20 protein-coding genes are annotated in these 24,751 nt (G+C 63.0%); 12 read left to right on the top strand and 8 right to left on the bottom strand.

Annotated elements, in window-relative coordinates:
• Window positions 1-4: 4 nt before the first annotated feature.
• Window positions 5-955, bottom strand: a complete 951-nt coding sequence (locus tag VIR62_RS05995) for a FecR family protein (protein WP_431869537.1) — start codon at window positions 953-955, stop codon at window positions 5-7.
• Window positions 955-1,533: an RNA polymerase sigma factor gene (locus tag VIR62_RS05990; protein WP_431869568.1), complete on the bottom strand. Its 579-nt coding sequence runs from the start codon at window positions 1,531-1,533 to the stop codon at window positions 955-957. The genes VIR62_RS05995 and VIR62_RS05990 overlap by 1 nt, the downstream gene beginning before the upstream one ends.
• An 892-nt stretch (window positions 1,534-2,425) precedes the next feature.
• Here VIR62_RS05990 and VIR62_RS05985 point away from each other — a divergent pair.
• From VIR62_RS05985 to VIR62_RS05960, 6 genes are all read left to right on the top strand, one after another.
• Window positions 2,426-3,385: a hypothetical protein gene (locus tag VIR62_RS05985; protein ID WP_431869535.1), complete on the top strand. Its 960-nt coding sequence runs from the start codon at window positions 2,426-2,428 to the stop codon at window positions 3,383-3,385.
• A gap of 3 nt (window positions 3,386-3,388) precedes the next feature.
• On the top strand, window positions 3,389-3,721 hold the full coding sequence (locus VIR62_RS05980; RefSeq protein ID WP_431869533.1) for a hypothetical protein: 333 nt from the start codon (window positions 3,389-3,391) through the stop codon (window positions 3,719-3,721).
• Window positions 3,722-3,777: 56 nt separating this feature from the next.
• Window positions 3,778-5,289: an alkaline phosphatase D family protein gene (locus VIR62_RS05975; RefSeq protein WP_431869531.1), complete on the top strand. Its 1,512-nt coding sequence runs from the start codon at window positions 3,778-3,780 to the stop codon at window positions 5,287-5,289.
• Between the two features lie 156 nt (window positions 5,290-5,445).
• Window positions 5,446-6,084 carry a hypothetical protein gene (locus VIR62_RS05970; protein WP_431869530.1) on the top strand — a complete coding sequence of 213 codons (639 nt, stop codon included), beginning with the start codon at window positions 5,446-5,448 and terminating at the stop codon, window positions 6,082-6,084.
• Complete coding sequence (locus VIR62_RS05965; protein ID WP_431869528.1) at window positions 6,072-6,656, top strand: hypothetical protein; 585 nt, start codon at window positions 6,072-6,074, stop codon at window positions 6,654-6,656. Before VIR62_RS05970 ends, VIR62_RS05965 begins: the two co-directional genes overlap by 13 nt.
• 328 nt (window positions 6,657-6,984) lie before the next feature.
• Entirely contained in the window at window positions 6,985-8,355 is a 1,371-nt protein-coding gene (locus VIR62_RS05960; RefSeq protein ID WP_431869527.1) for a transposase, read from the top strand.
• A 153-nt stretch (window positions 8,356-8,508) separates the two neighbouring features.
• Here the strand turns inward: VIR62_RS05960 and VIR62_RS05955 are convergent, their stop codons facing one another.
• The 4 genes from VIR62_RS05955 to VIR62_RS05940 form a co-directional block, all read right to left on the bottom strand.
• Entirely contained in the window at window positions 8,509-9,570 is a 1,062-nt protein-coding gene (locus VIR62_RS05955; RefSeq protein ID WP_431869525.1) for a hypothetical protein, read from the bottom strand.
• A complete protein-coding gene (locus VIR62_RS05950; RefSeq protein ID WP_431869524.1) occupies window positions 9,563-11,680 on the bottom strand; it encodes a hypothetical protein in 2,118 nt (705 codons plus the stop codon). Before VIR62_RS05950 ends, VIR62_RS05955 begins: the two co-directional genes overlap by 8 nt.
• Window positions 11,677-13,152 carry a metallophosphoesterase family protein gene (locus VIR62_RS05945; RefSeq protein ID WP_431869523.1) on the bottom strand — a complete coding sequence of 492 codons (1,476 nt, stop codon included), beginning with the start codon at window positions 13,150-13,152 and terminating at the stop codon, window positions 11,677-11,679. Before VIR62_RS05945 ends, VIR62_RS05950 begins: the two co-directional genes overlap by 4 nt.
• Before the next feature lie 438 nt (window positions 13,153-13,590).
• Entirely contained in the window at window positions 13,591-14,658 is a 1,068-nt protein-coding gene (locus VIR62_RS05940) for an AI-2E family transporter (RefSeq protein WP_431869521.1), read from the bottom strand.
• A 127-nt stretch (window positions 14,659-14,785) separates the two neighbouring features.
• Here VIR62_RS05940 and VIR62_RS05935 point away from each other — a divergent pair, with 127 nt between their 5' ends.
• The 6 genes from VIR62_RS05935 to VIR62_RS05910 all read left to right on the top strand — a co-directional run bounded on the left by VIR62_RS05935 (window position 14,786) and on the right by VIR62_RS05910 (window position 21,767).
• Window positions 14,786-16,609 carry a gamma-glutamyltransferase family protein gene (locus VIR62_RS05935; RefSeq protein WP_431869520.1) on the top strand — a complete coding sequence of 608 codons (1,824 nt, stop codon included), beginning with the start codon at window positions 14,786-14,788 and terminating at the stop codon, window positions 16,607-16,609.
• Window positions 16,610-16,627: 18 nt separating this feature from the next.
• Window positions 16,628-17,887, top strand: coding sequence for a serine--tRNA ligase (gene serS / locus VIR62_RS05930; protein ID WP_431869518.1), 1,260 nt, complete (start codon window positions 16,628-16,630; stop codon window positions 17,885-17,887).
• Window positions 17,874-18,554, top strand: a complete 681-nt coding sequence (locus VIR62_RS05925; RefSeq protein WP_431869516.1) for an esterase/lipase family protein — start codon at window positions 17,874-17,876, stop codon at window positions 18,552-18,554. Before serS ends, VIR62_RS05925 begins: the two co-directional genes overlap by 14 nt.
• A 568-nt stretch (window positions 18,555-19,122) precedes the next feature.
• A complete protein-coding gene (locus VIR62_RS05920; RefSeq protein WP_431869515.1) occupies window positions 19,123-19,581 on the top strand; it encodes a YbaK/EbsC family protein in 459 nt (152 codons plus the stop codon).
• A 63-nt stretch (window positions 19,582-19,644) separates the two neighbouring features.
• On the top strand, window positions 19,645-20,676 hold the full coding sequence (locus VIR62_RS05915) for an Ldh family oxidoreductase (RefSeq protein ID WP_431869513.1): 1,032 nt from the start codon (window positions 19,645-19,647) through the stop codon (window positions 20,674-20,676).
• A gap of 50 nt (window positions 20,677-20,726) precedes the next feature.
• Window positions 20,727-21,767 (top strand): proline racemase family protein, encoded by a 1,041-nt coding sequence (locus VIR62_RS05910; RefSeq protein ID WP_431869566.1) that lies wholly within the window; start codon window positions 20,727-20,729, stop codon window positions 21,765-21,767.
• Between the two features lie 16 nt (window positions 21,768-21,783).
• On the opposite strand, the gene VIR62_RS05905 is transcribed toward VIR62_RS05910, so the two are convergent.
• On the bottom strand, window positions 21,784-24,171 hold the full coding sequence (locus VIR62_RS05905; RefSeq protein ID WP_431869511.1) for a beta-L-arabinofuranosidase domain-containing protein: 2,388 nt from the start codon (window positions 24,169-24,171) through the stop codon (window positions 21,784-21,786).
• Window positions 24,168-24,751: NAD(P)/FAD-dependent oxidoreductase (locus VIR62_RS05900; RefSeq protein ID WP_431869509.1), on the bottom strand; the 584-nt coding region annotated here is incomplete at its 5' end. The genes VIR62_RS05905 and VIR62_RS05900, both read right to left, overlap by 4 nt.

Below are 24,751 nucleotides of genomic sequence, written 5' to 3'. Positions count from 1 at the left end.
GGGCTTAGCGGGTCAGCATGATTGGGCCGCCGCTCTCCTCAGCATGGAGGTTATGGGCTGCCGCCAGTTTTCGCGCGAGGGACGGGGTGTCCCGAATATCAAGCACGCCGGTAACTCTTAGCGTGCCGATCGCTTCGTCCCGGAGCGTGATGTCAGGACCACCGCCGCGATTTGCGAGCGCTATTATCGTGGCGAGGGGCGTCTCCTCGAAACCCAGTCGGCTTGCGGGCCATCGTGCCTCCCGGGGTTCGATCGTCGTGCGCTCCAGCCGTCCATCGCGCACGTTCACCGCCTCTCCAGCCTTCAAGGGGATTAGCTCGGAGAGCGATCGTCCGCTTAACTCCGCTACAGCAATGTCACCTTTGGCTACATAGATGCGCGCCCCGTCACCTGTCATTTCAACGTCGAACATGCTTTCGATGGAGGTGAGTGTGACCGCTGGGGCTTCAACGGAGAACGGCCGGCCATCGTTGGGCGCAACGGCGAAGCGGGCGCGCCCGGCCAGAATTCGCACATTCCGGGCGTCCTCTCCGAACGCGACAGCGAGTTCGGTGCCCTCATCGAGAATCACGCGGGTGCCGTCCCCTAGCCGTACTGCGCGCACGGAAGGGCCAGGATTGGACACGGCAGCGTAGGCGGGTTGGATGCCGGGGTTCGTCAGCCATAGTCCGGCGGCTAATAAGCACACCGCGACGAGGGCGAGACCGAATGCTGGCCGAAGGCGGGCCGGCGTGCGGGCGGACGACTTCGCGAGCAGTCTGCGGGGAAGTCTCTCCCCCAAGGATGAGATCGATTCGACTTCTTCATAGGCCTGAGCATGCGCCGAGTCGGCCTGCAGCCAGTGCTCGAAAGCCGTGACTTCGGCCTCCGAAGTCGGCTCCATCATAAGCGCATGCCAAGCCGCGGCCTCGTCGCGAACTCGTTTTTGGCGCCCGCTTTCCGCGGTCGGCACCATCAGCGGCGTTCCATCTCGCGTCGCAGTTCCGCTAGCGCCTTAGCCATTTGCTTTTTCACACCCTTCACGCTCATTCCGACCTCTTTGGCAATCTCTGCATAGGTCAGGTGCTCGAGCCGATGGAGCAAGAATATCCGTTGTCGGCGCAAGCTCAACTTTCCGACAGCTTGCTCCAAACGCGCCAGAGTGTCCCGGGCTTCGAGAAGCTGGTGCGGATCGGGCGACGAGACGCGGTTCTCATCGAGCATATCGTGCCGCTCACGGGCTCGGCGAGCGGCGAGCCGCGCGCGGTCGCGAAGAAGGTTCGTCGCGACCGTTCCCAGATAGGCTTCTGGCCGGTCTATTTCATTCCGACCATGCTCACCAATTCCTGCAAACCTGGCGAACGTTTCCTGAACCAAGTCGGTGGCATCGTCTCGACCCGCGCGACGAATGAAGAACCGGAGCAAACGCGGCGCATGATCTCGATACAGAGCATCAAGGCTAATTCGCTTTCGCGGCAGTGGCCGATCCTCGGGCGGGAGCGGATCCTGTTCGCCCAGGAAATCCGACAGCGCGACCTGACAGGAGTTCGCCATCTTCATAGGATAAGCGGCCACGCTTGAGAGGATGGTTCCCCGCAAAGACCGTGTTGCCTGGTCGACTGCATCATCGCCTCTCCGTTTGCGAGGCGAAGTCGGCGTTAGCCGGGTGTTGAGAACATGCTTGAGGGCATGCGCCGACGCCTTTAGCCGCGAGCGGCCTGGACATGCGCGCCGGCCACCCGGCCGATAGGCTTGGGGTCCATTCTCAAGCGAGGTTCTCAAGCCTCGGCGCCGCAGCCGCGGCGCAGAACTCAGACTAGAGCCCGGGCCGTGATTATCAAGTCTACGGATTCCGGCCGAGATAATGACCCGGTTGGGCCCGGTCATTGTTCCGCTTCGCGCAATCTCCCTCCGATGAGTATTATGCCCGCGATGCGCCCTTTCCAGTCGTTGAGGGTTGCTGGCTGCCCTCCCGTAAGGGGTCGTTGTTCAGTTAGGGGAATATGTCCGCTGTCGACCCATGCGGACATAGGCCAGATGAATGATTAACAACCAGGAGGCACTTGTCTCAGCCCCTCATTTTGTCCGCCCGGTATCTCGTCCTGCCCAGGGGGAGGGACGAGCATTCTGTATTCGCCCGTCACTTCGCGAGGAAACATGAACTCCTCGCACCCCTGCGTCAGTCTTTCTGCGGGTTAAGTATGCAGGGCGCGCCAGAGTGTCCTCGCGACGCTCAAAGGTTCAAGGCCGCCCCTGTTCGGCGCACGTTTTTACTTCCCCCCGCGCTTATGTTACCGAAAAGGGTATCCACGGGGGGATTATGACCGACCTGCTCACTCGTTCTCAATGTGGAGCGATGTCGTGTCGTCCCAGGTTTCGTTTGTGTGCGCCTTGGGTCCTACTCCTAGCGACCGCATGCGCCGCCGACCGTCAGGGCGCCCTCGAATTGGCCAAGGCTGGCATCGGCGCGACGAGCGCTATCTCACAGGAAATCGATGTTCGGAGCGATCGTGTGTCGAACAAGATCGCAGCTCAGAATTTCAATTACGCCTACTCCTCAATGCGGAATTGTCGAGATGGCGATCAATGGACCATCACGATTGCTGATGGTCCGGAGCCGGCGTGCGACGTCTTGGCTGTGGCCACCGCTCGCTCGAATGCGCCAGTAGCCGTAAAGCTTGCAGAGCTGGCGGCGATAATCCGTCTAAGAGCGAGGGCCGTCGAGAAACTCACTGCTGCTTATCGCGCTCTCGGCTCGGAGGCTGAGTATGACGCCGGACGCGAGCTTGAGACGGCGATTGATGAAGCCACCGCGAGCGCGACACAACTGGGTACGGCGCTCGGGATAGGTCCCGTCACGGAGGTCGTTGCGAGCAGCGCGAAATTTATTGGAGGGCAACTAGCGGAGAATGCCCACCAGCGGCGACTAGTAAGGGGTAGCGCGCGGCTCCAGGCAATAACGCGCCACCTGAGGTTGGCCCTCGAGCAGGAACGTAAACGTCACGAGCAGGTGGACTCGGTCGCGGGCGACATTGAGGCGGAGACACGTCGGCATTTGACCACGGCTGGTTTGCTTGAGGCCAGCCCGACCCTGCGAGAGATCATGGAGGCGTCGGATTTCCCCGCACCGGACGAGGGAAGCTTAATCATGGCGTTGGAAGAAGATCCGCGCTTGAGGGCAGCCACACAAGTGACGGCGATCGCTGACGGCGGACCGAATGGCGATCCGGCTTTATCGGCCGCTATAGATCTTCTTGCTGCTCTAGAGGTCGAGCACGAAGCTTTTCAGGCACGCCGCGAAGTCTCGACCGCCGCTGTTAGCGTTTCGATCGATCGGCTGGCGGAGATCGTCGAGCGCGCCAGCTCTGCCGATCCGCAGGCTGCGGCAGCAACATGGGAGGAATGATCGGTGGCTGCGTCGGAGGAAATTCGTAACATTGCTCGTCGAAATTTTGAGCAGGCGAAGCTGAGGAAACATGCCGATCTCGCAGCTAGCGAAACGCCCACCCAGGCTAAGGCGATCGAGGACAATTACGAAAAAGCGCTGGCCACTTATCTCGACACGCTGATCGAGGGTTTCGCTGAGGCTAACAGTAACTGGAATCAATTGGTCGCCGACGCCGCGAAGGCGGAGGAAGAGCTTCAGCGGGCTCGCGAGAGTGCGGAAGAGCTGCCAGTTCGACTTAAAGCGATGGCGAAGCTGACCTCGTCGGTAGCGGATCTGGTCGAGGCGGCGAAATAGCTTCAGGTGCAGAATAGGGGGAGTTGGAAGTGTTTAAGTTAGGACCTGTCCTTTCCTTGCGTGGCGCAACCGAATATGGTGGTACTTGGGAGCTGAGCGTTCTCGTGGTCGGCGACAGAAAACCGGCAAAGCTGACCTTTGAAGGGGCTGACGCTGGAGAGGCGGAGCCGGAGGAGCTGTGGAAGGTCGGCACCTCGGCCGCCTGGCGCTATCGTATCGAAGCCCGTTTGGGCGAGGCTGCGAGAACGCTACGCTACAGCATCGGGGACATTCAACACGATGTCGCGTTGCCGGCAGCAGGAATGGCGCCGCGTGCGGCCTACACGTCGTGCAACGGCTTCTCGTCATTCAAGGCAATGAAGGGCGTCACCGACAAGAACGCGCTCTGGAAACATTTGGCGCGTCAGCACAAGAAGGTCCCCTTCAATTTGATGCTGATGGGAGGTGACCAGGTCTACGCAGACTCCATGTGGGAGACCGTTCCTTCAATGCAGGCTTGGGCAGGGCTGGAATTTGATGAAGGGAATAAAGCCGAAGCCACGGACGAAATGATTGGGGAGCTGGAGCGCTTCTATTTCGACCTGTATGTCTCTCGATGGTCTCAGCCGGAGGTGAGACCGATGCTCGCGTCTATACCCTCGATCATGATGTGGGACGATCATGATCTCATCGACGGGTGGGGATCCTATCCTGACGATCGTCAGGAATGCGACGTCTATCAGAAGACCATCTGGCCTGCCGCTGAGAGAGCCTTCCGAACCTTTCAGCAGCAGCTCTCAGTGGGAGAAGCTGCGCCCAACAGCATCAGTTCGAGGTACGGTTTTACACTTGGACACGTGATCGGTGGCTTGGCTGTTCTGGTGCTGGACATGAGATCCGAGCGGAAGCTCGACCAAGTGCTCTCACCGAAGCACTGGGAGGCGGTCTACGCTTGGATGGATGGCCTCAAGAACATCGATCACCTGGTGATCATGTCGAGCATTCCGGTCGTTTATCCGGGCTTCGAGACATTGGAACGTATCCTGGGATGGTGGCCGGGGCAGAACGAACTTGAGGATGATCTCGCTGATCACTGGAATAGCCGTCCACATAAAGGCGAACGCGTCCGCCTCATTCATCGGCTTTTACGTCTTACTCAGACCGAAACGGTTCGACCGACCCTGATCTCGGGTGACGTCCACGTCGCCGCACTTGGATATGTGGAATCTAAAAGGGCGGGAGACACTCAAGGAGCCGTCATAAACCAGCTCATTTCGTCAGGCATCGTTCACCCGGGGCCGCCGGCGGCAGTGGTTTTTGCGCTGCGTCACCTGTTCGACAACGATGATGAAATCGACCGTGGCGTTATTGGTCGAATGGTCGATTTCCCCGGGACTCAGGCGCGCTTCATCGGGAAGCGAAATTACATGACGATCGACCCCGATCCACGAAAAGAGGAATTTCGCCTGTGGGTGAACTGGTGGGTTGAAGGCGAGCGCGATCCCTACGTGAAGGTCGTGCATCCTCTTGTTCGAACGTCTGCCGCAGCATCAGTAGTGCCGACATTGCCGGGGTCGAAGGCTGCATAGATTTAACCTGAGATATGATAGGGAAAGGGTCGACTTGAGTTTGTGAACAGCAAGATGGATACTTTCCCAGAGTCGGCGGCACGCTTCAGGGGTTAGCGAGCGTCGGGCTTATCTCAGTCGTGCGTTTCTGATGGCGAGACTGGCGAGGGGCGGATCATGAAAGGTAGAGTTGACCATCTATTGGGTCTGAGTGTTCCGTTGATCACTCTGTCGGCACCGGCTGCCGCGCAGGTCAGCGATGCTGAGCTTGCGGAATACGGCGTGACTGTTGGCACCATCGCATCGGAAGTTGAGGCCCCGTGGGGACTTCCCGCCGAGGAAATTCCCGATTTAACGCTTGAAACCGGATCGGTCGATGTCGTCGTGCCCGAAGATGAGGCAGGGGATGCGCCAGCGGATACCGCTACGGATTCAATGTCCGACGACTGGCTGGTCGATTCCGATGTGCCGCCACCGCTACCACCGTCGCCACCGCCACCGCCTCCGCCTCCGCCTCCACCGCCGATCTACACCGCTGTGTTGGTGCGCGGCAGCGGCGTGAATGAGTTCTACTATGTCCGCCAAGATCATTTTCTTCAGCTCGCCGGCTCGACGGATTTAGAAAGACTGGCGCGCGCGGCGACCTACAACGCTTTTGGTCCCCATCCTATTGGGGCTCAGGTTCGCGGGCGGCTCGGGCATAACTATCTGTTCTTTCCTGTCTGCAACTATCAGCTCAGCTGGTCCCACAGGCGGTTTACTAACCTGCCGTACAATGGCGCTGCGGTGGAGGTGGATCTGGCATGCCCCAGCTGAGAGAAAGGTTTGAAGAGTTCGGGTGGCTCATCAAGGCTGTTGCAGGCATCCTCGCTCTTCTGCCCGGTGTGGCAATCCTGCTCGGGCTGGTGGACATCCCGCCAGACTTAGAAGACCTGATTAATTACATCAGCTTCTCCATTAGCATTGTAACGATCCTCGCGGTGATGCTGTTGACGCCGGCGATCGACAAAGTGCGTCCGAGTTTGGCGGCTGTCATCATTGTGGTTTGTGCTGCGGCTGGAGCCGTTAGTGCGACCAGCTATCGAAGTTTCGCACAAAGCCACATCGTATCAATTCCCGTCGGCGAGGAAGTGGAGAGGCACGTCATACCGCTCAATCCTTCAGCCGAGATCCGTCAGCTGATGGAGCCTTACTCGTGGGATTATGTCGAAGCCTTGCAGACACACGTGCAACGTGTTCGCCTCAAGGAACTGATGGCACGCGATAGCGGCGGCAGTACCGCTCGCATGATTTTGCTCTTAGTGCTGGCTCAGACACTAATCGTCGGCGCCATCGTATTTGGCGCTTGGAAGCTAGCCGGTTCTGGCAAAAAGAAGGTGGAAGCCTAAGTCAGCACGCGGCGCAGGATTTTCAGCCAGGATCGAGAGGGTCCCGCTGCGGTAGCGGCGGTCGTCCGCTTGGAGACTTTCCGTTCAAGCTCCATACGTTCCAGGCGCGCAAGAACGTCGATCCCACATGGTCGCAGAATTCGTAGGGTGGCGTTCGCTTGATGAAGCCGAGGGCGGCTCACCATCCGGAAACGTGATGCCTAGAGTTGCTCTCGAACATATGCACAGGATTCGATTGTCCAAATTGCGCCGATTGTGTTGAAAAAGTCCCGCTTGCGCCGGCGGTGAGGCTCTGATTCACTGCCTTCGGGTAGTGGGAGCCAGGGCGATGATGGGCGAGCGCCAGACCGATCAGCCGGAGCTATTCTACGGGTTCAGTCTCGAGCGGCATGTGCCGGCGGATCACGTGCTAAGGTCGATCGACCGGTTCGTGGATCTCGGCGACATCCGAGAGCAGCTCCGTCCCTATTACAGCGACACCGGCCGTCCCTCGATCGATCCGGAGCTCATGATCCGAATGCTGATCATCGGCTATTGCATGGGCATCCGGTCGGAGCGCCGGCTGTGCGACGAGGTTCATCTCAACCTGGCGTATCGCTGGTTCTGCAGGCTCGGCCTGGACGGTGCGGTGCCGGACCACTCGACCTTCTCCAAGAACAGGCACGGCCGCTTCCGTGACAGCGACCTTCTCCGCAAGCTGTTCGAGCAGACCGTCGCGCGCTGTATTGCCGAGGGGTTGGTGGGCGGCGAGGGTTTCGCGGTAGACGCCTCGATGATCAAGGCCGACGCCAACCGCCAGAACTCGACGCCGGGCGACGAGTGGGAGCCGCCCGACGATCCAGGCCATGCCGTACGCGAGTATCTGGCCGTGCTCGACGAGGCGGCCTTCGGCGGCGCGACGCCGGTCGTGCCCAAGTTCATCTCGGCGGCCGATCCGGCCTCGCGCTGGACCGGCGCCAATGGCGGGCTCGCCTTCTTCGCCTACTGCACCAACTATCTGATCGACCTGAAGCATGCCGTGATCATGGATGTCGAGGCGACGACGGCGGTCCGCCAGGCCGAGGTGACCGCCCAGCGCACGATGCTCGACCGGACGCAGGAGCGGTTCGGCATCTGGCCCGAGCGCCTCGCCGCCGACACGGGCTACGGCTCGGCCGAGAACCTCGCCTGGCTGGTGCACGACAAAGGCATCGAGCCGCATATCCCGGTGTTCGACAAGGACCGCACCGACGGCAGCTTCGCCCGCCGCGACTTCGTCTACGATCATGCCGACGACAGCTACACTTGCCCCGGCGGCAAGCAGCTCCGCCGCTATTGGCAGGAGGGACGAGCGGCCAGGGCCAAGCCGCCAGCCGACGGCATCGACCGCTACCGTGCCCGCAAGACGGACTGTCAGGCGTGCGATCTGCGGTCGCGCTGCCGCCCGGGCGAGGCAGGCCGAAAGCTGCTGCGCTCGGTCCATGAAGGCGCTCGCGACCTCGCTCGCGACCTGTCACTGACCGATGCCTATCTCACGTCCCGACGCGAGCGGAAGAAGGTCGAGATGCTGTTCGCGCACCTCAAGCGCATCCTCAAGCTCGATCGCCTGCGTCTCAGAGGCCCCAACGGAGCAAAAGACGAGTTCCTCCTCGCCGCCACAGCCCAGAACCTCAGGAAGCTCGCCAAGCTGATCCCGATGCCAGCACCCGCGACCACCTGAGGAGGATCACACTCTCACTCAGCGCCAGGCCACTCCGATCCCTGACCGGAGTTTTTCAACGGCATCCGCCCTAATCAGCCATTCAGCAAATTGATTGCTGCACCCGAAAGCGGGCCTTCAGTCGTGTGGGGTATTGAACGACCGGCCGTCCTCCTAATTAGCCTGCCGTCTTGGTGCGATGTAGCTGGCCGGATCGAACCTGTCCTCGATCTCGTAGAACATGGGCTCTGCCGAGGGATGAACGTCGACGGCCCGGTATGAGGCGGGTGTCCGGCAGACGACCTCCACGCGCGGATCGGACAGCGCCGCCAAAGCTATTCCAATCGCGTGGGGCTTCGAGCCGATGGCCATCATCGTCGCACCGCGAGCGGCTGTATTCTCGATGAAGGCGTTGGCGTGTCGCGCCACGCCAACGGCGTCGCAAAGCTTGATATCCTCCTGCACGGCGTTCGGTTCGCGTAGCAGCTCGTCATATGCCATTCGCTCGCTCTGTAGCATTGGCACGTTGCGGCTTGGCGATGTCTCCTCAATGCAAATCAATCCCAAGCGGCGTGGTTCAAAGCGTTCGATGAACGGCACCGATAGTCCAAGCTCCCCTCCGAGCGTCACAAGGAGATCGGCATCGTTGGCGATGTATTCGCTTGCCTCCAGATATGGGATCTGTCGCGAGTGCCATTCGCCTTCGGAGAGCAAAGGGCGGGGACCAGTGAGCGCGGGCGGAGCCGCAGCTCCTCCGGAAACGAGATCATACCTCCCGGGCGTGTAGAGGCAGTCGAGCCGGGCTACTAATTCGTCCGAAAAACCGAGTCCAATGAGGTAGAGTACATAGGTCTTCGGGACGCAGGTGATGTCGAGCAGGATCGACAGGGGACGCTCAGCCTTCGCGTAGAGGTCCTGTAGCCAAGCCTTGATGGCCTTGAAGTTTTTCTCGGCCTCGGTCGAGGCGTCCAGGTCCTTGATCGTCAAGTCGGGCTGAAGTGTGAGAAACGTCCGTAGCTGCAAAGCCTTAGCATCTTCGATCTCTTGAGAACGGGATGCGAACTTGAACAGAGTCAGCTCCGGCCCGACGGACTTCAGCATTGAGAGCGCGGTCGAACCTCTCGTCTCCCAACTGAGCCCGGCCACGACTGCGTCGTATGCGCGCGGAAGCGCTTCCCCTTGTTCGACGTTCCGCTGTCGAAACACGAAGTCGCCGATCGCCAACTCGTCAGTCATGGTCGGCTTCCATGATGTTCAGCAGCTCCAGTTGAGCGGCGGATGCAGGAATCTTGGCCACCAGGTTGGCCGCCCAGTCCTTTGCGGTGACGGTCGCACCCTCAAGGCAGAGAACGGCCAGATCCTGCGGATCAAGCGGAACTCCTTCGTAGGCGCCGCGATAGGAGAAGCGGAACTTGGGCGAGAAGCGACGATGAAGCCTGAACGCCACCGATCGAAACTGACCGTCGATGTGCCGCAACTGGTGTCGACGGATTTCGACGGGTCGGAGGTAACCTGCAAGCTCGGCCTGCCGGATCGCCGCGTTCACGAACCTCCCGCTTGCGGGGAGCCCCTCACCTCCGATCAAAGATGCATAGTCGACGTAGAAGACACCTCTCTCCGTCGTGCTGAGTGTTCTCGGATCATGCGGATTTGTCTGCAGCGTTGACGTGTACTCCCCCAGACCAGCGAGAAGCCTGGAGATGACATCAGTATCGATTTCGGATCGTCGACTGACCCCTTCAAAGTACGATTCGCTCGCCGCATAGATGCCGTTCGTCTGTACAGAATTAGAGATTGGCGTTCGGCTCGCCGTGAACCGAGCGAGATTTCCCGGCTCCTTTGGATCCCACTTCTGAGCCGCTACATACGCCTCGTAGATCTCGCCCATGATCTCGAGAAAGTCGCGGATCGAACCGTCGGCCAGCGAGACCACGATGTTGGACCCAGCCAAGGGCAGGCGCCGTACACCTAGCGAAGTGGCGAAATGCAGGAAGGCGCCCCTCTGCTTGCGGCGGAGCCACGCTTCGAAAGCCGGCTGACCAAAGCTGTCCACGAAGGTCGCGAGCTTCTCGACGTCGGACGGCTCCAAGCTCGTCTTGAAAGACTCTTCGCGCCCGCGCCAAAGCATCAGTACATATGCTTCGTAGAAGGGGAGGCGACTCTCTTTGTCGTCGTAGCGCGTCGGAACCTTCTTCCGCTTTTTCCGCATCAGCGTGAGCAGCTGCCGAGCGCCCCTCTCGAGAATAACTGTTGCCGGTCTCGCCGATCGACTGACGAGATGACCCATCATGTCGTTCACGCCCCATCGACCGAGACGCTGCTGGAGATCGAAGAAGGAGGATAGCTCGGTTTGGTTCAGGACCGGCCGCGAATCTTGCGGCAGAGAAAAGATCAGGCGCAGGCTGACGACCGACTGACACAGTCGACGAAAGGCGATCTCATCCCGGCCGTCCAGCGAAATGACGCGGCGGTCGGCGTCGGTCAACGGCTGGGATTCGATGAATGTCTCGCTATCGTCTCGGCCGCCCCCCACCGAGCTAACGACCCATGAGCACGGGGCACGGCTCAGGCGAACCAGGCTGTTTATGCTCTTGCGCTGGAGGCCGCTCAGCACCTCGCAATCGTCGAGGCAGAACTTGAACCCGACCGTCTGCGGTCCTAAGCTGGTCCTCAGCCGGATCGCCGCGCTCGCGCGCTCGGCGAAATAGGATAGCATCCGATACGGCTCCCTATCCGGCAACTCGCCGACGAGCTCGCCGACGGTCCCCCGGCCGCAAGCTCGGTTCATGGCGCTGACCATATGTCGGAGGCACCGCGAGAGGTCGAGAAAGGTGGCTGGGGTGCGTGACCCAAAGCGAGAGATCGCGGGGAACTCGCCAATGAAATCGGCGACTAGCTGCAGCTCCTGGACGGCCGTGATCTCGATCTCGCCCAGTTCGCGTAAGTTGTGACACGCGTCGGCCACTCGCTCGATGCAGATCGCCTCCACAGCTGCGGTGAAAAAGGCGTAGAACTCATATTCCGGGTTCTGGACCATAGGAAAAATCGCGGCCCAATCAGTGAATGACATCGACGCCGAAATATGATCGGGAAAGCGAACGTAGATTCCGATATTCTTGAAATCGGTAAGTTTTCTCTGCATGCGCAACGATTCGTTGAAGCAAAGATCTTCCCAGCAGATTCCCTTGAGCAGTGTCGTCTTGCCGGTGCCACGAGTTCCATGGATGTAGGTCGACTTCTCCGCCGACAGCTCTTCCGCCTCCTCGGTGAACCAGATCAGCGGACGTCCGTCGACGTGATGCTCCCATCGCGTCGGACGGAATGGATTGATCGCGCCTGCCGTCATATCCGCGCTTCCATTATCCAGCTATCGGGTCTGGCGTCGTAGTTCTCCACCGTTATCGATTGGTCCGCCATGAGCAACTCAATGCTCTCCTGAAGTTGACTGTCAGCCTCGGTTTGAAAATGGGGTCCGCAATTGTGCAGCAGGTCCGACCAGTAGCACTGACGCACGCTGAGCAAGTAGGCATAGACCTTTGCGAGCCCGTCATCGAGCGATCGCCGCCGCTTGCCAATCAATGGGACCGTCAACCGCGCACCTTCGCGAAGAACGCCGGACTGGTCGAACCTCCAAGGGAGGATGTGCCCCACCAGCGGGTTGCCGGAACGGGTGAATACGACCTCAATGACGTTGAACCCGGCTTCGGCGGCAGGAGCCGAGATGCAGACGAGGACGTCTCCTCCCGGCACAGACAGAACCTCGATGGGATCGGTGTGGATGTGACCGTGCAGATAGAGAATAGGCCGACGGGCTTCCATCAATGACGCCCTAACCGCGCCCGAATTTACCAGCTCGGTGTATGGGGCGAGGCGAGTCAGTCGCTGCGGCAGCAGATTGTGATGCGCCACGACGACCAGTTGCTGCTCGCGAGGAAGGGTGTCCGTAATCTCGACGAGATGTGAAATGCTGGCGTCCGAAAAGGCTGGGGTGTCGAACTGGCGATCATAGTACGCGCTGAGAACCTTGGGGTCGCCACTTGCGATCGCCGCCTCGATCGCCGGGCCCACGCTGTCGCGAAACTCAGCTGGAATGTATTCGACCGCCCCGCAGCCCCAGCAACTATTCATCAGGACGACGGCACATTGTGCGTCTTGCGGACCAACGTGGCTGACCAGCGAGCTCTCCACCGGCATCCGACCGAAACCGGCCGCATCCAGCGCCGCGTTTAGCGGCTTGAACTTCGCGAGCATGCTCGGCTTCTTCGCCAGCGCGCGGTCGATGTCGTGGTTGCCGGGGACGATGCCGCAGAAGGTTGAGGCGTTTCTGCGAGTGCCACCCAGCTGAAGCGCATTGGCGACATAGGCGAGACCAGCTTTGTACCCGTCAAGCTTTCCGAAGTCGGTCATGTCACCCATGAGAAGGATGCCATCAACGTTCTTATCCTCGCACATCCGGTAGATGCGCTTGAACACGGTCTTGATAGGCTGTCGGGAGATGACGTTGCGTAGCTCTACCGAGAAGGTGCGATCCTTCTGATCGACCGTTCGCTCAGTCCGAGCGGCGGTTGGCAAATGAAGATCGCCGATCTGTAGCAAGCGAACGCGCGGCAATCCCAAGGATAACTCTCCCCCTCCGAAATATCTTGGATGTTTGCACGTCGTCCCGTCGCTCGCAATACGAAGTCGTCGGTCAATCGTTTCGTAGTGAACGCGATTGGCCACGTCGGCTCTCGCTTTTCGCCGCCCAGAAGCCGCCATTCCGCCTTCGGCCAGCTTCGGACGCGACAGAAGCCTCGGCTTCATGCCCATCAACAGCATGGATCGGCCACGGCTCAGCCGCCTCGCCAAGCCATATGCAGACTCGATCCTGTTGAATTGAGCCGCCGACGTCCGTAAACGTCCGTCTCGAACCGTAGCGATTTTTATGACTGATTTTATGACGAGAGCGTCAATCAGGCGAAAAGTCGTTATTTTTCAGTGGGTGGCGGCGGACTCCGTCTCCGCCATCTCCTTGGGCTCGTTGACAAGTCGGGCCTGCGGGGAACACCGTATTGATCCGCTTTCGAGCGGCCAATAGCCGCTGATTGTTGGCAGGTTTCGAGGGGATTTTCTGTTGCTTACCTATCTTGCATCCTTGGGCGGCGGTCTTGCAGCCGTCGGGATCGTGACTTTGGTGGCAGTGGCTTGGGGAAAGCCGATGATGAGACGGCGCTATGAACGCCGCCACCATGCGCAGAAGCGCCAAGCGAGGAGCCGCTAGGCTTTTTCGGAGCCGGCATTGCCCGACGGTGTGGGCTCAGGTGGGCGGCCGTTGTTGGAGAGCAGCACGGCCACCCACCTCGTATTGCCGAACTGTGCGCAGACGATCATCAGCATCAAAGTGAGAGGCACGGCCAGGAACGCGCCCGGTACGCCCCAGAGATAGCCCCAGAAGGACAACGCGAGAATGGTCGCGACGGGGTCGATATTCTGCGTGTCCGCCTGCATGCGCGGGTAGATCAGGTTTCCCACCACGAAGGCCGCCAGTTGGATGCCGGCGAACACCACCACCGCCTGCCACACCGTCGGGAATTGCAGTAGCGCGAACAGCGCCGGCGCCACCGATCCGACGGTGACGCCGATGATCGGGATGTAGGACAACAGGAACAGGATGATCGTCCAGAACAGCGCGTTGTCGAGGCCAACGCCGACCATGACCGCACCGGAGACGCCGGCCAGCATGACGCCGGTCAGCGTCTGCACCCACACATAGGTTTCGATGTCGGCGGCGATACGGGCCATTCCCGCCTTCATCGCCTCCGCGCGATCCGACGAAGCCGCAAGGCTGCGGACCTTGGCCGCGATCCTTGGCCGGGACGCCAGCATGAAGCCGAAATAGACGATCATCAGGAACAGGCCCGACACGATGCCCTGCGCGCCCGCCAGCACGTCGCCTGCGAGCTCGGGAACGCTGATACGGCCGACCAGGGTGCTGAGATGCAGCGGTTGATCGAGGCCGAAGGATCGGCCGGTTTCTTCCACCAGCTGCTCCAGCCGCACGATCAGTGCCGGGCCGCGCTGGACTATCTCCACGGTCCCCTGGGCGATCACATAGAAGGCGCTGAAGGCCGAAATTCCAATGATTGCTCCCGCGATCGCTGCCACCGCCCAGCCGGGCGCCTTCGGCCGGCGGCGCACGATCGAGCGCACCAGCGCATCCACCAGGATCGCCAGAACGAAGGCGATGACGAAGGGGACGAGGATGCTACGGAGAAAATAGAGCAAGGCGAGACCGAGGGCCGTGCCGGTGATGATCTGGGCAATGCCGACGGACGCTGATCTCACCCTCGCCTCCGCGAATTGAGTGGCGTCGCTTCTACGAACTCCGTCTCCCGCCCGTCAATTCCAGCCCATGGGGTGGCGCCCGCGTCCGCCGGCGCTATTGTCGGGCCAAAGGCAAAGCGAGGGTGCAATGGAAAGACGTGAATTCCTGGCGGCCGTTCCGGCCGCGGCGGTGGGACTTTCGTGGGCGGGCAGCGCGGGCGCCCAGACCGAAGCCGATCCGCTGCCCGGCTTCCAGCCGCCCGGCGTCCAGCGCTGGGAACGGTCCGACGTCCAGGCCGGAGATCGGCCGGTCGGCGCCAGCTTCGGCTCGCGATCCGAAGTATTCGGCCGCTCCGGCGCGGCCGGGACGTCGCACCCGCTCGCGACCCTCGCCGGCATCGATATCCTGAGGAAGGGCGGTTCGGCCGTCGACGCGGCGATCGCGATCAACGCGTGCCTTGGTTTCCTTGAACCCACCGCCTGCGGCATCGGCGGCGATGGCTATGCGATGCTGTGGGATCCCGGAGCGGCGAAGGTAGTCGGCATCGCCGGCTCCGGCCGCTCGCCGCGTTCGCTGACGCTTGAGACGGTGCGCAGCCGCCTCAGGAACGGCTTCATCCCGCCTTATGGCGCGCTGCCGGTCTCGGTGCCCGGCACCGTCGATATGTGGTGGACGCTCCACGGCAAATACGGGAAGCTTAAATGGGCCGAGCTGTTCGAGCCCGTCATCGCCTATGCCGAAGGCGGCGTGCCGGTGCCGCCAGTGATCGCTTATTACATGAAGCGCGGCATGACGAACTTCGCGCGGCCGAACATGGGCATCGAGGAGTTCGACAATGCCCGCGCTACCTTCGCGCCGGGCGGAGAGACGCCCGGCGTCGGCGAGACTTTCCGGAATCCGGACCTCGCCCGCACCTATCGGATGATCGCCGAGGGCGGCCGGGACGCCTTCTATGAAGGCGACATCGCCCGCACGATCGACGCCTATTTCAAGCGGATCGGCGGCTGGCTCTCTTATGCCGATCTCGCCGCTCACAAATCCAAATGGACCCAGCCCTACGCGACCGACTATCGCGGCGTCGGCGTCCACGCGATCGGGGAGAACACGCAGGGGCTGGCGACCCTTCAGATGCTCAATATCCTGGAGCATTTCGACCTGAAAGGCGCGGGCTTCCAGTCGCCGCTGTCGATCCACCTCCAGACCGAGGCCAAGCGGCTCGCCTATGAGGACCGCGCCCGTTATTATGCCGATCCGGATGTGGTGGACGTGCCCGCCGATTGGCTGGTCTCCAAGGCCTACGCCGCCGAGCGGACGAAGCTGATCCGGCCGGACCGCATCAACGACAAGGTCAAGCCGGGCGAGGCGCCGTCGCGCGGCGACACCACCTATTTCTCCGTCGCCGACAAGGACGGAATGATGGTGTCGATGATCCAGTCCAACTTCCGCGGCATGGGCTCCGGCCTCGTCGCCGACGGCCTCGGCTTCATGTTCCAGGATCGGGGCCAGCTCTTCACGACGAAGGACGGCCACCCCAACATCTACGCCCCCGGCAAGCGGCCCTTCCAGACCATCATTCCGGGTTTCGCGACGAAGAACGGGCAGCCCTGGCTGTCGTTCGGCGTGATGGGCGGCGACATGCAGCCGCAGGGCCAGGCGCAGATCATCATCAACCGCATCGATTACGGCCTCGACGCCCAGGCGGCGGGCGATTCCCCGCGCTGGCACCACGAAGGCTCGTCTCAGGCTATGGGCGAGGATTCGCCCGATCTCGGCTCGCGCGGAATGTTGAGGCTGGAAACAGGTGTGCCGGATCGGACGGCGGCGGCGCTTGCCGCGATGGGCTGGCAGATTGGCGGCTCCGACGGTGGCTTCGGCCGATACCAGTGCGTCGAGCGGCGGATGGATGGCAAGGAGCGCGTCTACGGCGCGTCGAGCGAGATGCGCGCCGACGGGCTGGCGCTCGCCTACTGACGAAGCTAGGGCGGCGCCATGCTGAGCCTCAATTTCATCCGCGAAAATGGCGAAGCGGTCGCCAAGGCGATCGCCGACAAGAATGTTAACGTCGACTTGGGCGCGCTACTCGCGCTCGACGTGGACGTGCGCTCGATGAAGAGCCAGGTCGACGAGCTCCGCCGGCGGCGCAACGAGATCAGCGACGGCTTCAAGAGCGCCGACCCCGCCGAACGGCCGGCGCTCGGGCAGAAAGCGAAGGCGCTCGGGGCGGAGATTTCCGGGATCGAGGCGGCGCTCGGCGAGAAAAGCGAGGCGCTTAACGCGCTGATGCTGCGGCTTCCGGGCATTCCTTGGGAAGGCGCGCCGGTCGGGCCGGATGAGAGCTTCAACACCGTCGTCCGCCAGAAAGGCGCAGTTCCCGAGTTCGATTTCGAGCCGCGCGACCATGTCGCCCTCGTCGAGATGAACGACTGGGCCGATCTCGGCCGCATCACTCAGGTTTCGGGCTCGCGCCAATATTGCCTCAAAGGGCGGCTGGCGCTGCTGGAGCAGGCGTTGATGTTCTGGGCGCAACGGAAGCTGGCGGCCGAAGGGTTCACAATGATGACCGTCCCGGCACTGGCCCGGCCGAGCGCCTTCGTGGCCACCGGCCATTTCCCCGGCCACGAGGAAGAAGCCTACGAGATACCCAAAGACGATCTCTATCTCGCAGGCACGGGCGAGATAGCCCTCACCAGCCTCCATTCCGGCGAGATCATCGAGGCGGACAAGCTGCCCATACTTTATGCCGGCTACTCCCCCTGCTTCCGCCGCGAGGCAGGGAGCGCCGGGCGGGACGTGCGCGGGCTCCTGCGCGTCCACCAATTCTACAAGCTCGAACAATATGTCATCTGCGAGGATGATGACGCGGTTTCGGCCGAATGGCACGCGAAGCTTCTCGCCAATGCCGAGATGCTGCTGAAGGAGCTGGAAATCCCCTATCAGGTGATCGAGACATCGACCGGCGACATGGGTCTCGGCAAGTTCCGCATGAACGACATCGAAAGCTGGGTGCCGTCGCTTGGCAAATATCGCGAGACGCACAGCTGCTCGACCCTGCACGACTGGCAGGCGCGCCGCGCGAACCTTCGCTGGCGCGACGGCGAGCGCAAGGTGCGCTTCGTACACACGCTCAACAACACCGCCCTGGCGAGCCCGCGCATCCTCGTGCCGCTGCTCGAGAACCACCAGCAGGCGGACGGACGGGTGAAGCTGCCCAGCGCCCTGTGGGACTTGATGGACGGTGAGTATCTCTGACGCGCACAGGCCGCCCTTGCGGCTGCTGCTCCGCGAAGGCGCCGCGATCGCTTCACGTCTGTACCGCGGGTTCGGGAAGCTGGGCGAGCGTGGGCCGGCTGACGGCCAACCGCTGATGGTGGTCCCCGGTTTTTTCGCCACCGACCGGACGACGCTCGGTCTTCAGCGGGCGCTGGGGGACGCCGGTTATCGCGTTAGTGGATGGGGCATGGGCTGGAGCCGAGGCGTTCGTGAAGACACACTGGAGCGGCTCGCCGCCCGGATCGAGGACTTTGGACAGGGCCGGCCGGTGATCCTCGTCGGCTGGAGCCTGGGCGGCATCTACGCCCGCGAGGCGGCCAAGCTCAGGCCCGACCTCGTCGCCAAGGTGGTCACGCTCGGCTCTCCCTTTTCCGGCGATCCGCGCCACAACAATGTCTGGCGGCTCTACGAGCTGGTCGCCGGCCATCGGGTGGACGAGCCGCCCCTCAAGGTCGAGCTCGGGGTCAAGCCGCCGGTGCCGACCCTCGCCATTTGGTCCCGCCGCGACGGGATCGTGGCGCCGGCCTGCGCGCGCGGAACAGAGGGCCAGAGCGACAGGGAGGTCGAGCTCGACTGCGGCCATATGGGCTTCGCGGTGGACGGCAGGGCCTACCCGAAGATCATCGACGCGATACGCAGCTTCTAATCCTCGCTGCGAGCATGGTGGAGGGGTAACTGCACCGGCGGTCGGCGGGTCGCGCGTGACCCCCGCCACCCGCGCCTTATACCCCTCCACCAGCCTAAGGCGTCCCCCTCCCCATCGCTTCGCGACAGGGAGGAAAGAAAAGGCTCCGCCACTTCGCGCGGCACGCGGATGGGGCGCCCGCTCGCCTTGTCGATTATCGCCCAGGTGGTCCGCGCCCTGACGCGCGGCTTGCCGTCGTTCAGGCGCGCATTCTCGCTTCGAGAGCGGCCGTCGAAATGTTAGCTGAGGAGACGGCCGACGGAAAGTCCAGTGTCCGATTGGCGTTTCTGCGGACGAATAGGATCTAGCGCTACTCCGAGCCGACGGCCGATCGCCGAGCCTCTTTTGGAGATGGCGGAACCATGCCGGAATTTCAGGGCCATGTGCCAACTGGACCTCCGGCATCGCGACCCGCTAAGGGCTCTCATTCCTGTTGGAGAGGAGCCCCCATCGTGAACAGCAGCGAACTGATCGAGAAGGCTGGCGATGCGGGCGTCAGGGTCGAGAAGGGTCGGCTCAAGGCAGGGTCATGAGCCTGGAATCGGTTCGGGCCTTCCTCGCCCAAAGAGCGCCGGAGATCGACATCGTCGACCAGGGCGCCAGCACCGCCACGGTGGCGGAGGCCGCGGCGGCGCTGGGCGTGGAGCCGGGCCGGATCGCCAAGACCCTGTCGATCCGGGTCAATGATCGCGCGATGCTCATCGTCGCGCGGGGCGATGCGCGACTCGACAACCGGAAGACCAAGGAGGCGCTGGGTGGAAGGCCGCGAATGCTGGGCGCGGATGAAGTTATGGAGCTCACCGGCCACCCGATAGGCGGCGTGTGCCCGTTCGGCCTGAAGACGCCGCTTCCGATCTATTGCGACATTTCGCTGCGGACTTTCGATGTCATCTATCCCGCGGCGGGATCACGGACGGCTTCGGTGCGCATCGCGCCTTCGGCGCTGGCGGAGCTGGTCGGAGCGGAGTGGATCGACATTTGCCGCTAGCCGGCTGCGACTGGACTAATCGTCTTCCGTATACGATATACGAGCCAATCAGCGGAGGAGACTATGGACGACGACAAGGTTCGAATGACCGTCGGGGAGGTGCGGGAATTGGCGGAAACCGTGCTCGGCCGGCTGGGGCTTGCCGAACCGCAGGTGAATGCTGTCGCCGCGACGATTGCGGCCGGCGAACGGGACGGCTGCACTGCCCACGGACTCTACAGGCTCCTCGTTTGCGCCCACACGATTCGGGCGGGCAAGGTGAATCCCGATGCGGAGCCTCGGATCCATGACCCCGCTCCGGGCGTGGTGCGGATCGACTGCCAGGGTGGTTATGCGCAGATCGGATTCGACGCGGGCCGGCCGCTCATCAACGACAAGGCCCGGCGATGCGGCATCGCCGCGCTCGCCATCAACAACTGTATCCATTTCGCGGCGCTGTGGCCCGAGGTCGAAGCGCTCGCGCGGGACGGCCTGGTGGCCTTTGCGTTTACGCCCAGTCATGCATGGGTGGCTCCCGCCGGGGGCACGGCGCCGCTCTTCGGCACGAATCCGATCGCGTTCGGATGGCCACGACCGGGGCCGCATCCCTTCGTGTTCGATTTTGCCACCAGCGCGACGGCACGCGGGGAGATCGAGCTGCACCGGCGCGAGGGCAGGCGTATTCCTTTGGGCTGGGGTCTCGATCCAGACGGCGATCCCACCACGGACGCGGCCGAAGCGCTGGCGGGTTCGATGCTGACGTTCGGCGGCCACAAGGGTTCCGCCCTGGCGGCGATGGTCGAGCTCATCGCTGGCCCCCTAATCGGCGACATGACGAGCGCGGAGTCGCTCGCCGCCGATGGCGGCGCCGGAGCCTCTCCGCTCGGCGGGGAGCTGATCATAGCGATCGATCCCGAAGGTTTCCTGGGCGGCGCGGCGGCCGGACATCTGACGCGCGCCGAGCAGCTCTTCGACGGCATTACCGGCCAGGGTGCGCGCCTGCCGTCGGAGCGTCGATACCAGGCCAGGGAGCGCAGCCTCGCCGAAGGGGTGGAGGTGCACGCCGGCCTGCTCAAGGAGATCGAGGCGCTGCTGGACGGTACCCTCACGGCATAGGGGTTCATCTGCGAGGCGGCTGTCACGAGCGCAGGCAGGAAAGGAATGTGATGGAAGGAAGGCGCTTCGACGTCACGGACATGCATACGGCCGGCGAGCCGGTGCGGATCGTCACCGGCGGCTATCCGGAGCTGTCGGGCGCCTCGATATTGGAGAAGCGCCGGGAGGCGATGCGGCTCCATGACGACATTCGTCGCATTCTCGTGCTGGAGCCGAGAGGGCATTCCGGGATGTATGGGGTCATACCGGTGCGGCCGACCGACCCCCGAGCCGCGCTGGCGGCGCTCTTCATCCATGGCGAAGGCTACAGCACCATGTGCGGCCATGCGACCCTCGCGCTCGGCAAATGGCTGGTGGAGAGCGGCCAGGTTCCGGCGATCGAGCCCGAAACGCGGTTCTTCCTCGAATTGCCGTGCGGCCTCATCGAGGTCATGTGCCGCGTCGAGAAAGGGGCGGTGACGACCGCGGCCTTCAACAGCGTTCCGGCTTTCCTCAGTCGCGCGGACGTCTCGCTGGACGTGCCGGGCCTCGGCCGGGTTACGTTCGATCTGGCTTATGGCGGCGCCTTCTACGCGCTCCTGCCGGCGTCCCGCCTGGGTCTTCCTTTCTTCGAGACGCCGTTCGACCAGCTGGTTTCGGCCGCGACGGCCATCACCGAGGCAGCCAGGCAGGAACTCGACATCGTTCACCCGGACGCGCCCGACCTGGGTTTTCTCTATGGTACGATCCTTACCGACGACGCGGCGCCGCCCGCGCCGACCTGCAATCTGTGCGTGTTCGCCGATGGCCAGATCGATCGCAGCCCTACCGGAAGCGGCGTCACCGCCCGCATGGCGCGCGACCATGCGCGGGGGTTGATAAAAGCGGGGGAGGCGCGAGATTTCTTCGGACCCACCGGCATCGCATTTTCGGGATGCGTGACGGAGCCGGACGGGGGCCCCGTCTTCGGGGCGGTCCGCGTTCGTGTCTCCGGCCGATCCCATCATTGCGGGACCGCCATTTTCGAGGTCGATCCCGACGACACTCTTGGTCGCGGCTTCAGTCTGCCCGGCCGGTTCCAGGCGGTTGCCGCTGGACGAGCGGAGCCTTAGCCGGGCATCTGCTCGCTCAGATCGTTTCCGTCGCCCCGGACGCCGGCCTTTCCGTGAAAAGCCGCACGCCGAAAACGGGTCCGCAGCGATTGGGTCCGGGCCGGGGTTCGAAGCGGATCAGGACCTCCGCCTTGCCCGTCGCCAGCGCCTGGGGGACCACATAGTCCACGGTGAAGAATTCGCCCGGGCGCTCGCCGTCGAGACGCTGGGTAGCAATGGTCGTGCCGTCGATCTTGATGTCGAAGTGCTTGTTGCGTTCCTCGCCCCAATAGGCTGCCTGAAGCATGAGCGGACCTGGCCGGACCTTCATCCGGAACTGGAAGAAACCTTCCGCCCGCGCGTCGCGGCCGTGGCGGCCGCGATAGGTGACCGGATAGGAATTCCTGGACGTGAGCTGATGGTCGCGCTCCGGCTGCATTTCGCCCAGATGCATGACGTCGACCGAGCGCGCCTCCAGGTCCTTGAGCCGTGCCTGCTCGGCGGCATAGGCGGCCTGCTCCACGTCCCATTCCGCATCGGTGAACTTGCGGAAATAGACCGCGGTGCGGCGATCGCGCTGTTCATAGAAGGGCGCGAAGGCGAGATCGGCGGGGCGGGCGATGCCGGTAGTCCGAAAGCGCTTGTCCGCCACGGCGACGGGGGCAAAGCCCTCGATGACATGGGCCGCGACCAACGCCGGCGCGGTTCCTTCGAAGGGCTCGCTGGCGGGGCCCATATCGGCCGCGAGAACGACGGGGCCGTGGAGCAGCGCGATCGTCGAAGGATCGTCCACTGTGGCTTCGGTGCGGAGCCGCATGGGCAAGGTGATCGTGAGCCGATCGCCCCTGCTCCAGCGGCGACGAACGACGGCGTAGCCGCCCCCCATTGCGATCGGCTGCGGCTTTCCGTTCACGGCCAGAGCCGCGCCTTCGCACCAGCCCGGGATGCGCAGGGCGACAGCGAAAGCTGAAGGCGATGCCAGTTCCTCCAGCGTCAGCGTCACCGCCGCGTCATAGGGATAGGCTGTCTCCATTACCACGGTGGCGCCGCGCTCCTGCCAGTCCAGGCGGGAAGGGATGAAGAGATTGACGATCAGCCGGTCGCCGGCCTGCCACCAGATGCTCTCGCCATGCTTGGAGTGGGTCTCCATGCCGGTGCCGACGCAGCACCAGAAATCGTCGAAGTCCGACGAGAAGCTGCGGTGCGAGCCCGACATCAGCGGCACCATGTAGGCAAAGCCGCCCGTCTCCGGATTCTGGTGGGCGAGCATATGGTTGATGTGCGCGCGTTCGTAAAAGTCGAACAGCCGCGCTTCGGGCGCCCAGCTGAACAGGTGCCGGGTGAGCTTCAGCATATTGTAGGTGTTGCAGCTCTCGCAGGTCTGCTCGGTGATGTGCTTCGATACGGTGCGCGGCCCGGGGAAATATTCCCGGTCGGCATTGCCGCCGATGACGTAGCTGTAGTCCCGCGTCACCGTTTCCCAGAAGAAGCGGGCGGCGTCCGCATAGGAAGGATCGCCCGTCAGCTCGTGCAGGCGGGCAAGGCCGATCAGCTTCGGGATCTGGGTGTTGGCGTGGATCCAGGGGAGAACGTCCTTGCCCTGGCTCAGCGGGTCCAGAATCTTCTTGTGGCGCAGGCGCTCGGCCAGGCGCAGCCAGCGAGTGTCGCGGGTGCGGGCGTAAAGCTCGGCGAAGCTCTCGTTGATGCCGCCATGCTCGCAGTCGAGCACCGTCTGGACCTGATCGTCGTCGAGAGAGGCGAAGACGCGGTCGATATAGTGGCCGAGGCCGGTGGCGACGCCGATCGCCTTCTCGTTGCCGCAGAGGGTCTGGGCGTCGAACAATCCGGCATAGAGCTTGTGCCAGTTGTAGAACGGCACCCAGCAACCGTTGAGGTCGAAGCCCGAGGAGCGGATGTCGCCGCGCATCAACTCTGGAAAGAGGAGCTTGCCGTCCTCGACGATGTCGCCGCGCTTGCGGGTGAAACCGGCGACATAGCCGTCGCCATGGGCCTTCTGCACCTCGATAAGATCGTCGACGATATAGTCGACGCGGCGCCGGCATTGCTCGTCGCCGGTCTGAGCGTGCATCAGCGAGAGCGCCGAGAGATAATGACCGAGCGTGTGGCCGGCGATCGTGTCGCTTTCCCAGCCGCCATAGATTTCGCCCTTGGGCTCGAGGCCGGCGCTCTTGCGATAATTGTGGAGCAGCCGGTCCGGCTCCAGCCGGTGCAGGTACGCGCGGTTCGCCTCGACGGCTGTCAGGAAGGGCGAGGGCAGGAGCCGCACCCGGGAAAGTGGAAAGGCGCGCACCTTTCCAGGCGTCGGCGACGTTCTCCCGCGCGCCCAGGCGAAGGCGGGCATGAAGGCGGCCAGCGCGGCGCTCGCGAGGAGGGCGCGGCGGCTGGTTTTCCAATGGGCGGTCATCGAGACTCCTGGGTGGCGGAATGGTACTTTCGAAATCGTGCCAGTGAGAAGGGGGCGAGGTCGAAAGCGGGCGTTTCACCCGTTATCATCGCCGCGACGGCCTCGCCCGTCATGGGCGCCAGGGTGAGGCCGAGATGCTGGTGTCCGAAGGCATAGAAGAGGTTGCCGGCGTGCCGAGCGCGTCCGATGGCGGGCAGATAGTCCGGCAAGGTGGGGCGGGCGCCCATCCAGGGCTCTCCCGGCAGCCGAAAGGGAAGGCCAAGCGCCTGTACGTGGGCCCGCAGCCTCGCCCATTTGCGGGCATCGCTCGGACTTTCCGCCCTTCCGAACTCGACGAAGCCCGCGGCCCTGAGGCCCGATCGAAAGCGCGTGACGATCATCGACCGATCCTCGAAGACCACCGGCGGCATGTCGTCCGGCCACTCGGTTTCGGTGGACTGGATATGATAGCCGCGCTCGGCGATGACCGGCACCTTTTCGCCGAGCGGCCGCAGCAGCGCGCCCGAGGCCGCGCCCGCCGCGACCACGACGACATCGGTGCGCAGAGCCTCTCCGGTGTCGAGCCGGGGCACGGCCGCCC

This window comes from Allosphingosinicella sp., from assembly GCF_036570505.1.
Lineage (GTDB): Bacteria > Pseudomonadota > Alphaproteobacteria > Sphingomonadales > Sphingomonadaceae > Allosphingosinicella.
This window is presented reverse-complemented; position numbering and strand designations above follow the sequence as displayed.